The organism is Streptomyces luteogriseus (assembly GCF_014205055.1).
GTDB lineage: Bacteria > Actinomycetota > Actinomycetes > Streptomycetales > Streptomycetaceae > Streptomyces > Streptomyces luteogriseus.
This window is the reverse complement of record NZ_JACHMS010000001.1, coordinates 1,762,583-1,775,827: the sequence shown is the minus strand read 5'-3', so window position 1 is coordinate 1,775,827 and position 13,245 is coordinate 1,762,583. Positions and strand designations below refer to the sequence as shown.

General features: G+C 71.6%; 10 protein-coding genes. 4 read left to right on the top strand and 6 right to left on the bottom strand.

Annotation, left to right across the window (positions count from 1 at the left end; all coding sequences use genetic code 11):
* Positions 1–10: 10 nt before the first annotated feature.
* The 5 genes from BJ965_RS08010 to BJ965_RS07990 all read right to left on the bottom strand — a co-directional run bounded on the left by BJ965_RS08010 (position 11) and on the right by BJ965_RS07990 (position 6,631).
* Positions 11–2,437 carry a sensor histidine kinase gene (locus tag BJ965_RS08010; RefSeq protein WP_184908036.1) on the bottom strand — a complete coding sequence of 809 codons (2,427 nt, stop codon included), beginning with the start codon at positions 2,435–2,437 and terminating at the stop codon, positions 11–13.
* Positions 2,438–2,628: 191 nt separating this feature from the next.
* A complete protein-coding gene (locus BJ965_RS08005) occupies positions 2,629–3,633 on the bottom strand; it encodes a substrate-binding domain-containing protein (protein WP_184908035.1) in 1,005 nt (334 codons plus the stop codon).
* 497 nt (positions 3,634–4,130) lie between these two features.
* The gene (locus tag BJ965_RS08000; protein ID WP_184908034.1) at positions 4,131–5,375 is read right to left on the bottom strand and encodes a cytochrome P450 family protein; all 1,245 of its coding nucleotides are present in this window, start codon (positions 5,373–5,375) and stop codon (positions 4,131–4,133) included.
* 126 nt (positions 5,376–5,501) lie between these two features.
* Positions 5,502–5,960, bottom strand: a complete 459-nt coding sequence (locus BJ965_RS07995; RefSeq protein ID WP_184908033.1) for a DUF6114 domain-containing protein — start codon at positions 5,958–5,960, stop codon at positions 5,502–5,504.
* Positions 5,960–6,631, bottom strand: coding sequence for a DUF6230 family protein (locus BJ965_RS07990; protein WP_184908032.1), 672 nt, complete (start codon positions 6,629–6,631; stop codon positions 5,960–5,962). The genes BJ965_RS07995 and BJ965_RS07990 overlap by 1 nt, the downstream gene beginning before the upstream one ends.
* A 638-nt stretch (positions 6,632–7,269) precedes the next feature.
* Between BJ965_RS07990 and BJ965_RS07985 the strand changes: the two genes are divergently transcribed.
* On the top strand, positions 7,270–7,911 hold the full coding sequence (locus BJ965_RS07985; protein WP_184908031.1) for a Tat pathway signal sequence domain protein: 642 nt from the start codon (positions 7,270–7,272) through the stop codon (positions 7,909–7,911).
* 18 nt (positions 7,912–7,929) lie between these two features.
* Here the strand turns inward: BJ965_RS07985 and BJ965_RS07980 are convergent, their stop codons facing one another.
* Positions 7,930–8,856, bottom strand: coding sequence for a lytic polysaccharide monooxygenase auxiliary activity family 9 protein (locus BJ965_RS07980; protein ID WP_184908030.1), 927 nt, complete (start codon positions 8,854–8,856; stop codon positions 7,930–7,932).
* Between the two features lie 361 nt (positions 8,857–9,217).
* Here BJ965_RS07980 and BJ965_RS07975 point away from each other — a divergent pair, with 361 nt between their 5' ends.
* From BJ965_RS07975 to BJ965_RS07965, 3 genes are all read left to right on the top strand, one after another.
* The gene (locus BJ965_RS07975; protein ID WP_184908029.1) at positions 9,218–11,017 is read left to right on the top strand and encodes a S8 family peptidase; all 1,800 of its coding nucleotides are present in this window, start codon (positions 9,218–9,220) and stop codon (positions 11,015–11,017) included.
* Positions 11,018–11,297: 280 nt separating this feature from the next.
* On the top strand, positions 11,298–11,945 hold the full coding sequence (locus tag BJ965_RS07970) for a ScbR family autoregulator-binding transcription factor (protein WP_030838943.1): 648 nt from the start codon (positions 11,298–11,300) through the stop codon (positions 11,943–11,945).
* Between the two features lie 55 nt (positions 11,946–12,000).
* Entirely contained in the window at positions 12,001–13,191 is a 1,191-nt protein-coding gene (locus BJ965_RS07965; RefSeq protein WP_184908028.1) for a damage-control phosphatase ARMT1 family protein, read from the top strand.
* Positions 13,192–13,245: the final 54 nt, after the last annotated feature.

Genomic DNA, 13,245 nt, shown 5'->3' with positions numbered 1-13,245 from the left:
GTGTCCTTCGTCAGCGGTCGGCGGGCGGAGTCGAGGGGACGGGGGCGGCCGGGTCCTGCCGGGGTGCTGCGGCCACCTCCTCGTCGTGGGGCGGCTCGGCGTCGTCGTCACGGGCCCGGAGGGTGCCGCGCTGGAAACCGGCCAGGGAGGACGCGGCGGCTTCCGCGGTGAAGTCGTCGAGGAAGCCGTCGTGCTCGGCGGGCGCGGACTCCTCGCGCAATTCCTCCACCAGGCTGGTCTGCGGCACTCTGCGGGGGAGCGGGGTGAGACCGTCCCGGCGGGGGATCACCTCGCTCGTGGCGGACGGGGCGGCGGAGGCCGTGCGGGCGGTGACCAGGGGCCGGGGCTCGCGGACGGACCCGGCGGTGCGCTCGGTTCCGCGTTCGGACTTCTCCGGTACGTCGGCGCGCTGCGGCGCCTCGCCGGGCCCGGCGTCCCTCGCACCCCGTCCGTCCACCGCCATCAGCCCGTCCTCCGGGGTGTCGCCGTCCTTCTCGTCGCCGCCAGTCGTCTCCCGCACCACGATCTCGTGCGGGACCAGCACGATCGCCGTGGTCCCGCCGTACGGCGACGAGCGCAGGGTGACGGCGATGCCGTGCCGGTGGGCCAGCCGGCCGATCACGAACATGCCGAGGCGCAGGTCGTCGGCGAGCGCCACCACGTCGAACTGCGGCGGCACCGCCAGCTGTTCGTTGAAGGACGCGTAGTCCTCCTCCGACATGCCGAGGCCGCGGTCCTCGACCTCGACGGCCAGGCCCTTGGCCACCATCCCGGCCCGCACCGTGACGGGGCTCGGGGCGGGGGAGTACGCGGTCGCGTTGTCGATGAGCTCGGCCAGCAGGTGGATGACGTCGGCGACCGCGGGCGGCGCGACGTACACCTCCTCCTCGGTGAGCACCTCCACCCGCTGGTACTCGGCGACCTCCCCGACCGCGCTGCGCAGGATGTCCATGAGGGCGACCGGCTCGGTCCAGCTGCGGCCGGGCCGTTCGCCGCTGACGATGACGAGGTTCTCCTCGTAGCGGCGCAACTGGCTGGCCGTGGAGTCCAGTTCGTACAGGCCCTTGAGGATGTCGGGGTCGGTGTGCTCGCGCTCCAGCGTGTCGAGCTTGCTCAGCTGGAGGTTGACCAGGTTCTGGCTCTGCCGGGCAATGCCCAGGATGATCTTCTGGAAGCCGCGCCGGGTGTCGGCGAGTTCGACCGCGGTGTGCACGGCCGTGCGCTGGGCGGTGTTGAACGCCCGTGCCACCTGGCCGAGTTCGTCATGGCCGTAGTCCAGCTCGGGCGTCGCCGACTCCGGGTCGACCGTCTCGCCCCGGTCCAGCCGCGCCACCACGTCGGGCAGCCGCTCCTGCGCGAGGCTGACGGCGGCCCGGCGCAGGCCGCGCAGCCGCCGGGACAGCGAGCGGGTGATCCGCCACGACATGCCGACGCACAGCAGCAGCGCGAGCAGCCCACCGGTGCTCAGCAGTGCCGCCTTGAGCAGCAGGGCGTCGGCCTTCTCGGCGCTGCGCTCCAGCAGCCCCGCCGTCTGCTGCTCGATGAGGCCCGCGTACCGGTCGGACAGCCGGTCCATGGCGGCGGACCACCGTTTCCGCGCGTCCGGCAGGGCGATCCGGTCGGCGGTGGGGCTCGCGTTGCGGGACGCCAGCACCTGGTCCTCGACGGACTGCAGCGTCTGCCACTCGCGGCTCGCCAGGATCCGCTCGGTCTGGGCCTTGGCGCCGCCCGTCAACTGCGGCAGGACCTGGTCCTGGACGAGCCAGCGCCGGGTGTTCACCAGCTCCGTGAACTGCGTCCACGTCGTGTCGTCCAGATGCCCGGTCGGCCAGGCCAGCGTCAGCTGCGCGTCCTCCCGGGAGACCAGCTCCGCCGCGTGCTCCAGACCCACCAGCGGGCCGGCCTGCGAGGTGAGGTCGCCGTCGTCGACCTGGGACAGCTCCTGGAAGGCGTGGATCTGGTCGTCGATGATCGAGGAGTACTGGTCCAGCGCCTGCTGCGCGGTGATGTCGGTCGGGTCGTCCACCTGGTCCCGGTAGTACTCCAGGCTGCCCACCGAGCCCAGCACCGAGTACAGCCGGTCGGAAATGCGGGAGGGCGCCTTCTCGATCGCGTCCGCCTGCCCGACCAGCTTGGCGACCGCCTTGTCGGTCTCCGCGCGCTGCGCGTCGAGGGCGGCCCGGGAACCCTTCGGGGTGGCAAGCCAAGCGGCCGACAGGCTGCGCTCGCGTTGCAGCGCCAGCGTCGCGTCGGTGCCCATGGCACCGGTCGAGCGGCTGAGGTCCGTCTGGTCGCGCAGCCGGAGGCCCTCCGAGAACATCTGGATCGTCGTCACGCCCCACATGGCGGCGAGGGTGACGCTGGGCACGAGGGCCAGGAGCACCAGGGAGAGGCGTATGGAACCGAGACGGCGCCGGGCACCTGTCCGTCGAGACATCGTCGTCCTAGGGCGATCAGCGGGAGGTGAGGAGCGGGGAGGCGGAGCGGTCGGGGGGTGTGGGGGACGGGCGCGGGGGTGGTGCCGTCCCGGGTGCGGCACATGGGATGGGCAGGATGTTATCCGTACAAGTGGGCGTGCGGGTCGGGCCTGACCGAAACTTTGGCGACACCGTCACGGGAAGCGTCCGGTCACCGGGTCCCGGCGGCCGCGAACCGCGCCACGGCGGACACGTTCGACCGCGTCACGAAGGCGGGTCCGGTGAGGACCGGGGCCGTGCCGCCGCCGCTGACGTTGCCGTTGGTCCGGTACAGCCACAGGGCGTCCACCGCGAGGTAGCCCTGCAGATACGGCTGCTGGTCCACGGCGAACTGCACCTCGCCGTCCTTGACCGCCTCGACCAGGTCCTTGTCGAGGTCGAAGGTGGCGACCTTGGCCCGGCTGCCGGCCTGCCGCACGGCCTTGACGGCACTGAGCCCGTACTGGGCGCCCAGCGTGACGACTTCGTCGATGCTCGAGTCCTGCCGCAACCGGGACGCGATCGCGGCGGTCACCGCGTTCATGTCGCTGCCGTCCACGTACAGGTTGTCGGTGTCGCCGCGGAACGTCTTCCGCATGCCGGCGCAACGGGCCTCCAGCGCCACGTTGCCCCGCTCGTGCACCACGCACAGGGCGTGCTGGGCCTTGAGGTCGTCCAGCTTGTCGCCGACGGCCCGGCCCGCGACGGACTCGTCCTGGCCGAAGTACTCCAGGAGCCCGGTCGGCCGCCAGGCGTCGATGCCGGAGTTGAGCCCGACGACGGGAATGCCGGCCGCCTTGGCCTGGGCGACCGGACCGCGCATCGCCGCCGGCTTGGCCAGGGTCACCGCGATGCCGTCGGCCTTGTCGCGGACCGCGTCCCGCACCAGTTCGGCCTGCGCGGCCGGGTCCGCGTCACCGACGTACGTCAGCTCGACGCCGTCCTTGGCGGCCGCCGCCTCGGCGCCCCGGCGTACCCGGTCCCAGAAGGCGTCACCCTTGCCGCCGTGCGTCACCAGGGTGACCTTCATCCCGCCGCCGGATCCGCCCGCTCCGTCCGTCGCGTCGTCGGCCGCGCCGAGCACGGAACAGCCGGACACCAGCAGGCACAGGGCGGAGGCCAGCGCCGCGAGACGGGTGCGTCTCACGGAGGTGTGCGGCGGGGGAGGAATGTTCATGAGGGGCGGACCTCGCTGTGCGGCCGAGCAAGAGCAGGGTGAGAGTGCGAGCGGGGCCGCAGGTGCACCGACCGCATGACTCTCGCTGGCCCGGAGCCAACCGTGTGTGACCACCGGTCGTCAAGTGAGCGGCCACTTGCCGTGAGTTGACGCTGCCGCATCGTGATGATCTGTCCGACCGGTCGAACGATGGGTGGTTGTGGATGCTCTCACCTCGGCTTTCCGTACCGTCCGTGCGGTTCGGCCACCTCGTACGGACCGGCCCGACGGCGGAAGGAATCGCTTACTGTCCGCGCCACACCGGCGCGCCGTCGCCTCCATGGCATCTGCTGATCGTGGCGATCGTCGTGATCGTCCTGTTCGGATAGAAGAAGCTACCGACACGGCGCGATCGCTGGGACGCTCGATGCGGATCCTGAAGAGCGTGGCCAAGGCCCTGAAGGAGGAGGGCGCCGGAGAGCCGGACCCCTGGGACACGGCGCCCGTCGCGCCGCCCGTCAGCCCGTCAGCACCGGCAGCGACCGATGGCCGTGGGAGATGAAGGAGTCCACCGGAGGCAGTCCGTCCACCGGCACGGCGAGAGTCAGGCCGGGAAACCGTTCGAAGAGCGCGGGCAGGGCCACCCGCGCCTCCAACCGGCCGAGCGGGGCGCCCAGACAGTGGTGGACGCCGTACCCGAAGGCCAGATGATCCTTCGAAGCCCGGGTGACGTCGAAGACGGCGGCGTCCGGGCCGTGCTGCTCCGGGTCGCGTCCGGCGGCGGCGTACGCGGCGAGGATCGCCTCTCCCTTGCGGATCACCGCGCCGTCCGGCCCGCCCAGTTCGCCGAGGGGCAGGTCCTCGACCGCGTACCGCAGCGGCAGGCTGGCCACCGGCGCCTCGGCCCGCAGCGTCTCCTCGACGACGTCGTCCCAGGAGGCCTGCCCACCGAGGACGAGCGCGAGCTGGGCGGGGTGGCCGAGCAGCGCGTGGACGGCGTTGTCGAGCAGGTTGACCGTCGTCTCGTGACCGGCGCTGATGACCAGCATCAGCGTGTCCAGCAGCTCCTGCTCGCTGAGCCGTGTGCCGCCGCCCTCCTCGCGGGCCGAGATCAGCGCGGAGGTCAGGTCGTCTCCGGGTGCCGCCCGTTTCGCGGCGACCAGTTCGCCGAGGACGGCGTAGAACCGGGCGTAGATGTCGGCTACTTCGGCCGGGTCCGCAGAGGTGTGGAAGACGCCGTCCACCACGACCCGCAGCTCGGCGCCCAACTCCTCCGGCAGCCCGAGCAGTTCGCCGATGACCTGGATGGGCAGCGGATAGCAGAACTCCTCCCGCAGATCGACAGCGTGGCCGTCGGCACCCGCCTTGGCGACGCGGTCGAGGAGCGCCGCGGTGATCTCCTCGATCCGAGGGCGCAGCGCGGCGGTGCGACGGGCGGTGAAGGCCTTGGAGACGAGGGTGCGCAGGCGTTTGTGCTCGGTGCCGTACGCCGTGAACATGTTCTGCACCGCGACCCAGGTGTACAGCGGCCAGTCCGGTGAGACCTCGCCGTCGATCCAGCGCTGCCAGTGCCGGCGTGGGTCCTTCGACACCCGCGGGTCGGTGAGCAGCCGCTTCAGAAGCGGTGCGCTGCTGACCGCCCAGGCCGGGACGCCGTGGGGGAGTTCGACGGGCGTGACGGGTCCGCGCTCACGGATCCGTGCGGCCTCGCCGTGGATGTCGCGGCCGGTCGGGTCGATCACCATCGGGCGGCTGAACTCCATCGGACTCTCCCCGGGCTGACGGCTGTTCTCGGAGTGCGCGTACGCCCGGCGGGGCGGGCGCGCGACACGTCCAGCCAAGTGGCCGCGGCCGGGCCGCGCCAGGGGGTCGAGGGGGACTGGCCTGATTCAGGCGGTCCGGCCGGCCTCCCGCTCCAGCGGCCGTGCCACGGCCTTGGCGGCCTGGGCCTCCTTCCGGCGCCGCCTGCGGCTGACGCGGGGTTCCTGGTCCGGGAGCCAGCCGAAGGCGAGGCAACTGCCCACCAGGCCCAGGGCCAGGCCGATGAAGAAGCCGCCGAGGTTGGAGGTCAGCCAGGTGCCCAGGGAGACCAGCACCCCGATGACCGAGTAGAACAGGCGCTGGGCGGGGTTGAAGAGGATCAGTACGCCGCACAGCAGCATGACGACCGGCAGCAGGTAGCCGGCCAGGCCCTGCATGCCGACGTGCAGGATGACGTCCAGCGACGCCTTCAGCGTGAGCAGGACCTCCGCCCCGCCCAGGGCGAGCAGCAGCCCGCCCCAGAACGGCCGGCCGGCCCGCCACTGCCTGAAGGCGGGCCGGACTCCCTCGCGCGGACCGCGCGGCATCAGCAACCCGACCCGCTGAAGCCCAGCTTCAGACCCGGCAGCTTGAACACGCCCGCTGTCGTGGCGTAGTTGGTCTGCCGCAGGTTGGCGATGTGCACGGTGTCGGACTGCTGGCTGAACACGCCCTTCGGTCCGCGGCCCTTCGGGCCGGCCTTGTCGAGTGTGCTGGCGTCGTTGCCGATCTCGATGTTGTTGAACGCGGCGTTGCCGGTCAGCTCGGTCGAGTCGGTGGTCAGATCGCTGGCTCTGACCTTCTGTGAGCCCTCACCCGCCCTGATGACCAGGTTCGTGCCGCCCAGGTCCACGCTCTGGCACAGCTTGGTGAGCGTCGCGTTCTTGATGACGGACGTGACGACCAGCACCTGACCGCCGGTGTCCCCCGCGTTGGGGCTGCCCTCGGCCATCTCGTCCAGGCCGCCGAACTGTGCGAAGCCGGTGCCGTCCAGCTCGGTCGCGGTGACCGTGAAGGGCATGCCGGAGATGGCGAACTGCACGCCCAGTGCCCCTTGGGCGGTGAGGACCGCGAGGCCCGCGGCGGCCAGGGTGGCGGGCACCGCCATCACCGCGGCCCGGCGTGCCCGGACCCGCCCGCGTCGCGCGGGAGCGGCACTGGCGTCCGGGGCGGCGGCGCCGTCCGGTCTCTCGGGGGTGTGCTCGGCGGAGGAGGTCATGTCTGCTCCAGGTGCGTGTCGGTGCGGATCGGACTTCGGTGGCACGTTGCCCTGGCGCGGACATCGACCGCGTACGCACGTCTCCCGCAACTCCCGGCGGTTGCAAGGGCTTTCTCGTTACGCCGCAGTAGCCATCGAGGAAGTTACCGGCGGTTACATGAAGGGTCAAGGTAAGTGTGAACAAAGAGTGTTCCTTCTGTGTCGCAGGTGAGCCGTCGGTCTTCCGGAAGGCTCAGCTCGCTCACAACTCCCTTGCAAAGCCTTGACGTTGACGGAGGCGCAGGTCTACAACTCTCCTCGTCCCACCGGATCCGTGGCGCCGGATCCGCCACGCGGCCCGTCCGCGTTCCCCGGACCCACTCGTCCCCGTACGGGCATCTCGTCGCCCGGTGCGTCCGAACGGGCTTTCCCTCGCCCGAACCCCCCGCCACGGCATGGCCGCCTTCCCCGGAGCCGTGCCACCAGCCACCCCCCGCCCGGTCCGGCCGGAGACCCCTTCCCGTGTGAGTCTCCGGCCGGTGTCCGGAATGCCGTTGCCGGCCCGTCACGTACGGAGAAGGCGTGACGAGCCGGCAACGGCGGACGCCCGGCACACCCCCCACCCCCTCACCCCCCGCAACCGAAAGAGGTACACCCGCATGCGTACGCGCACCCTCCTCACCCTCACCGCCGCGGTCGCCTCCTTGGGCCTGGCCGTCCCCGCCTCCGCCGCCGACACCCCCGTCCTGACCACCACCGACGGCGCGGCCGTCGCGGTCGGCGACGTCCTCGACGCGTCCCTGGCGAGCGGCACCGCCGCCACCTTCTACTCCAGCGCCACCGGCACCAGCGGCATCTCCTGCACCACGTCGGCGTTCTCCGCCACCGTCACCGACAACCCGGCCGCCCCCGGCACCGCCACCGAGACCCTGACCAAGCACAGCTTCGACACCAGCGGCTGCACCACCAACGTCGTCGGGGTGCTCGGCGTCAGCGGCATCACCGTCGACAACCTGCCCTACACCACCAGCGTGTCCTCAGGCGGAACCGTCTCCGTGACCCCGGCCGCGGGCTCCACCGTCCAGTCCACGGTCAAGCTGCGCACCCTGCTCGGCACCATCACCTGCGTCTACCAGGCCCCCGGCCTGAGCGGCACGGCGAGCAACGCCGACAACAGCATCTCCTTCGCCAACCAGCAGTTCACCAAGGTGTCCGGCTCGTCGCTCTGCTTCGCCAACGCCTTCTTCACCGCCAAGTACGCCCCGGTGACCAAGGGCGGCGCCGCCGTCAACGTCAACTAGAAAATGAACAGCGGTAGTTCAGCGTCGCCGTAGCCGTACGGCCAGGGCGGCGCCGCCGGTGAGCAACAGCACCGCCGCGGCGCCGCCCGCCAGCATGGGCGCGGACGGGCCGGAGGCCGGACCGGACGCGCCGGCCAGTGGCGTCTCGTCGCCGCCCCGAGGCCGCGGAGCGGGGGAGTCGTGCCCGGCGGTGCTCGCCGACGGCTCCTCCTTCTCCGGCTCCGCCGTCCGCCCGGGCTCCTTCCGCGGGGGCTCCTCCCTCTTCTTCCGCTCGGGCTCCCTCCCCTCGGGCCGCTCCTTCTCCGCCTCCGGGAACACCACGTCCGAGCACGAGTAATAGGTGTCCGGCGTGCTGCTGTTCTGCCAGACCGTGTACAGCACATGCCGCCCGCTCCGGTCGGACGGCAAGGTCGCCCTGATGCGGTACGCGCCGTCCGTGAGGGCCGGGTCCGTCACCGTGGCGAACGGCTTCTCGGGCAGGTCGGACCAGGACAACGGCCCGGCGGGGTCGTAGCCGGGCTTCGTCAGATACATCCGGAACGTGCCGGTGTGCGGGATCGTGGAGACGTACCGCATCGTCAGGGTCGCGCCGGGCGTCATCCGGGTCGCCGGCCAGTCGGCGCGGGCGAGATCGAGGCCCCGGTAGGCGGGCAGGCCGCCGCTGCACAGCTTCCCGTCCGGGACGACCTGCCGGTCCCGGCCGTTCACGTTCGCCAGCCGCAGGTTGTCCCACGCCGCGAAGGGCGCGTCGTTCGCGGCGACAGCCGCACGGCACGCCGCCGTGCCGGTGCGCGCACCACCCTCCGGGGAACAGGCCACCACCCGGCTCACCGGGTCCGTCGGGGCGCCGTGCGCCCGGGCCGGAACCGCCGCCCACCACGGCAGCAGCAGCGGGGTCACGAGGGCGGCCGCGAGTGCGGTGCGGTGTGCGGTCGTACGAGGCATCCGGCTGCTTCTCCTCGGCCCGGGGGCGGCGACGTTCGGTAGTGCAGTACGGAAAATCGGCCCGACGCGTTCATCACGCCACGACCTGCGCGAAAAGGGGCCATTGGGCGCCCAACTGCCCTGCATAGAGGGTGGGGTTCCAGCCGGATCGAGGGTTTCCCCCGTATCCCGCTGACCTTCCCTTTGCCTATCGTTCGAGCACTGCTGACCCACAGGTAACCCCGAACGGTCCGCTCCCCACACGCCTGGCCGGCCATTGCGTCGCTCTTCGCTTTTCGAACGACCCCCCTCCGCTTCGAGGACGAAGCGACCCCACCGCCGCTCCGCCCAGCCCGGAGTCCGGCCACGAAAGGCAACGACTGTGCGTATCTCCCCAGAGCTCAGACGGAAGCTGATATCCGTCGCTGTCGTCTCCACCGCCCTGCTGACCGCAGCCCCCGCCTCGGTCGCCGTCGCCCAGGAGTCCGCCCCCCGCCCGGCCGCGGTCCCCGCCGCCCAGACCGAAGCCGCCCCCGGCATCCAGGCCGAGCGCCTCATCGTCGGCTACAAGTCCGGCGCCACCGAGGCCAAGTCCAACAAGGCCGCCGCCGCCGACGCCGCGTCCAAGGCCGAGAAGACCGGCGAGGACATCGACTTCCAGCGCCGCCTCGGCACCGGCGCCGCACTCGTCGAGCTGGGCACGAACCCCACCCGTGCCTCCGTCGCCGACGTCGTCGCCCAGTACAAGGCCGACCCGCAGGTCGCCTACGTCGTCCCCGACCGCCTGAACAAGCCGACGGCCGTCACCCCGAACGACACCGAGTACAGCAAGCAGTGGGACCTCTTCGAGTCGACCGCGGGCATGAACGTCCCCGGCGCGTGGGACACCACCACCGGCAGCGGCGTGACCGTCGCCGTCATCGACACCGGCTACGTCACCCACTCCGACCTGGCCGCGAACATCGTCGGCGGCTACGACTTCATCTCCGACACCGCTGTCTCCGTCGACGGCAACGGCCGTGACAGCAACCCGGCCGACCCGGGCGACTGGTACAACGACAACGAGTGCGGCCAGGGCATCGCCGCCTCCGGCTCCTCCTGGCACGGCACCCACGTGGCCGGCACCATCGCCGCCGCCACCAACAACGGCAAGGGTGTCGCCGGTATCGCCCACGGCGCGAAGATCTCCCCGGTCCGTGTCCTCGGCAAGTGCGGCGGCTACGACTCCGACATCATCGACGCCATCACCTGGGCGTCCGGCGGCACCGTCTCCGGCGTGCCCGCCAACACCAACGTCGCCAAGGTCATCAACATGAGCCTCGGCGGGGGCGGCGCCTGCTCCACCGCGACCCAGAGCGCCATCAACGGCGCCGTGAACCGCGGCACCTCGGTCGTCGTCGCGGCCGGCAACGAGAACCAGAACGTCTCGAACGCCTCCCCGGCCAACTGCAACAACGTCATCGCGGTCGCCGCGACCAACCGCGCCGGCAGCCGGGCCTCGTACTCCAACTACGGCTCGCTCGTCGACATCGCCGCCCCCGGCGGTGAGACCCGCACCGCCACCGCCAACGGCATCCTCTCCACGCTGAACTCCGGCACGAAGACGCCGTCGAGCGAGAACTACGCCTACTACCAGGGCACCAGCATGGCCACCCCGCACGTCGCGGGCCTCGCCGCGCTGATGAAGTCGGCCAACTCCGCCCTCACCCCGGCGCAGATCGAGTCGGCCATCAAGGCCAATGCCCGTGCCCTGCCCGGCACCTGCTCCGGCGGCTGCGGCGCGGGCCTCGCGGACGCCGCCAAGACGGTCCAGGCCGTGAAGGGCGGCACGTCCACCGGCACGACCTTCTCCAGCACCACCGCCGTCGCCATCCCGGACAACGGCGCCGCGATCGAGTCGCCGATCAGCGTCACCGGCCGCAGCGGCAACGCCCCCTCGGCCCTCCAGGTCGGCGTCGACATCACCCACACCTACCGCGGCGACCTCGTCATCGACCTGGTGGCGCCGGACGGTTCGACGTACCGCCTGAAGGCCGCCGCGTCGGACTCCGCCGACAACGTGAACACCACCTACACGGTGAACGCCTCCGGCGAGGCGGCCAACGGCACCTGGAAGCTGCGCGTCCAGGACACCGCCGCCCAGGACACGGGCACCCTCAACGGCTGGAAGCTGACCTTCTGATCCTCTTCGGGGAACGCTGAACGAGGCAGGCCACAAGCGGGCGGGCCGGCCGGTGCGGATGGGGCACCGGCCGGCCCGCCTTTACGTCTGCCCCCGCATCCCGCACAGTCAGATACCGAACGCGCTGTTTTCTTTCACCGATTGCGCTTGTTTTGCCGGATGTGCACGCGCACTCCGGCACACTGGTGTGAAGAGGGCCGTCTCAGGGTGAGTTATCGTGTACGCGGGGTAAAAACAAACGGCATGACCCGTTCATTTCCGTCCCGGGAGAGTTCAGCCGATGGCGAGGCAGTTGCGAGCCGAGCAGACCCGCTCGACGATCATCACGGCCGCCGCTGACCTGTTCGACCGTCGCGGGTACGAATCGACCAGTCTCAGCGACATCGTGGAACACGCGCACGTCACCAAGGGAGCCCTGTACTTCCACTTCGCGGCGAAGGAGGATCTCGCCCACGCGATCCTCGAACTCCAGTCGCACACCGCCCGCCGGCTGGCCACGGAGACCGACAGCCGCGGCCACACCTCCCTCGAAGCGCTGATGCGCCTCACATTCGGCATCACCCGCAAGTCCGTCGAGGATCCGGTGCTGCGGGCCGGTCTGCGGCTCGCCACGGGCGGGATCCGGCCCCGGCCGCCCCTGAGCCACCCGTTCACCGAGTGGCTGGACATCGTCACGGCCCGGCTCGTCGGCGCGGTCAAGGAGTCCGATGTCCACCCAGACGTCGACATCGACGTCGTGGCCCACTCGTTGGTCTGCTTCTTCGTCGGCACCCGCGTCGTGGGCCGCTCCCGCGAGCCGGTCGCCCGCCAGCCCCGCCGCACGGCCGAGATGTGGAACATACTCATCCGCGGCCTGGTTCCGGTGACCCGCCGCGCCCGCTATCTGAGCCTGGCGGCGCGACTGGAGCGGGAGATCGCACCCGTGTGACCGGAGGGCGGGCGGCTCGGCCCCCGCGAAGGGCACGCGCGTTACGGTGAGTCCCATGCCCGACACCCCCTCCGCGCCCCTGCTCCTCGGCAACCAGCCGGGCTCCTTCCCCCACAGTGTGCTGGCCGAGCGGCACCCCGCGATCATCAAGCAGGTCCGCGAGGCCTTCCCGTACGAACCCGCGCAGCACCGCGCCCTCGACGAGCTGCTCGCCGCGTGCACGGAGGGCGAGATCGAACCCCTTCCCGCCGACGCGCACGACCGGGGCCTCTGGGAGACCTGGGGGCTGCGCGACCACACCGGCCGGTCCTGGTTCGACGTTCCGTGGCTCTGGTCCGAGAGCTGGTTCTACCGCCGGCTGCTCCAGGCCGTCGGCTACTTCGGCCCGGGTCCCTGGCAGGGCATCGACCCCTTCCGCCCCTTCAAACTCGCCGAACTCCACTCCGCCGAGACCGACGAGGAACTCGCCGCACTCGACGACCTCGCCGCCCGGCCCGCCGCCGAACAGAGCCGGGCCCTGCTGCACGGCTCCCTCTGGGGCAACCGGGCCGACCTCGGCTTCCGCCTCTCCGCGGAAGGCGCACACGCCACGGACGCCGCGCCCGGCCTGGTCGCCGACGACAGCGACCGCCTCTGGTCACGGCTCGACGCCACCGGGCCCGGGACCGGCACGCTGTGCCTGGTCGCCGACAACGCGGGCCGCGAACTCGTCCCCGATCTCCTCCTGGTCGCCCACCTCCTGGAGAGCGGCCGCATCGGACGGGCGGTCCTGCACGTCAAGCCGTACCCCTACTACGTCTCCGACGCCACCACCGCGGACGTCGTCGACGCCGTGCGCCGGCTGACCGGTGCCGGGGGAGCGGCCGCCGCGTACGGCCGGACCCTCTGGTCCGCCCTCGCCGACGGCCGCCTCACACTGCGTGCCCACGCCTTCTCCAGCGCGCCGCTGCCCTACGAGGAGATGCCCGGGGACCTGCGCGCGGAGTTCGCCTCGGCCACCCTCACCATCGTGAAGGGCGACCTCAACTACCGCCGCCTGGTCGGCGACCGGCTGTGGGCCCCGACCACGCCGTTCGCCGACGTCACCGCCCACTTCCCCGGTCCGGTCGCCGCCCTGCGCACCCTGAAGTCCGACGTGATCACCGGCCTCGACGCGCAGACCGAGGCCGCCTTGGACGCGGCGGAGGGCCGGCGCTGGCGCACCGGCGGCACGCACGCGCTGATTCAGGTGCGGGTCCCCGGTTAGGCCAAGTCACCTCCACACCGGCTGCGTTCAGGTTCGATTCACGCGATGGTGTGA

What these genes read in the sequence shown, in the direction of transcription:
- BJ965_RS08010 (WP_184908036.1), bottom strand. Translation starts at nt 2,437, where the DNA reads ATGTCTCGACGGACAGGTGCCCGGCGCCGTCTCGGTTCCATACGCCTC.
- BJ965_RS08005 (WP_184908035.1), bottom strand. Translation starts at nt 3,633, where the DNA reads ATGAACATTCCTCCCCCGCCGCACACCTCCGTGAGACGCACCCGTCTC.
- BJ965_RS08000 (WP_184908034.1), bottom strand. Translation starts at nt 5,375, where the DNA reads ATGGAGTTCAGCCGCCCGATGGTGATCGACCCGACCGGCCGCGACATC.
- BJ965_RS07995 (WP_184908033.1), bottom strand. Translation starts at nt 5,960, where the DNA reads ATGCCGCGCGGTCCGCGCGAGGGAGTCCGGCCCGCCTTCAGGCAGTGG.
- BJ965_RS07990 (WP_184908032.1), bottom strand. Translation starts at nt 6,631, where the DNA reads ATGACCTCCTCCGCCGAGCACACCCCCGAGAGACCGGACGGCGCCGCC.
- BJ965_RS07985 (WP_184908031.1), top strand. Translation starts at nt 7,270, where the DNA reads ATGCGTACGCGCACCCTCCTCACCCTCACCGCCGCGGTCGCCTCCTTG.
- BJ965_RS07980 (WP_184908030.1), bottom strand. Translation starts at nt 8,856, where the DNA reads ATGCCTCGTACGACCGCACACCGCACCGCACTCGCGGCCGCCCTCGTG.
- BJ965_RS07970 (WP_030838943.1), top strand. Translation starts at nt 11,298, where the DNA reads ATGGCGAGGCAGTTGCGAGCCGAGCAGACCCGCTCGACGATCATCACG.
- BJ965_RS07965 (WP_184908028.1), top strand. Translation starts at nt 12,001, where the DNA reads ATGCCCGACACCCCCTCCGCGCCCCTGCTCCTCGGCAACCAGCCGGGC.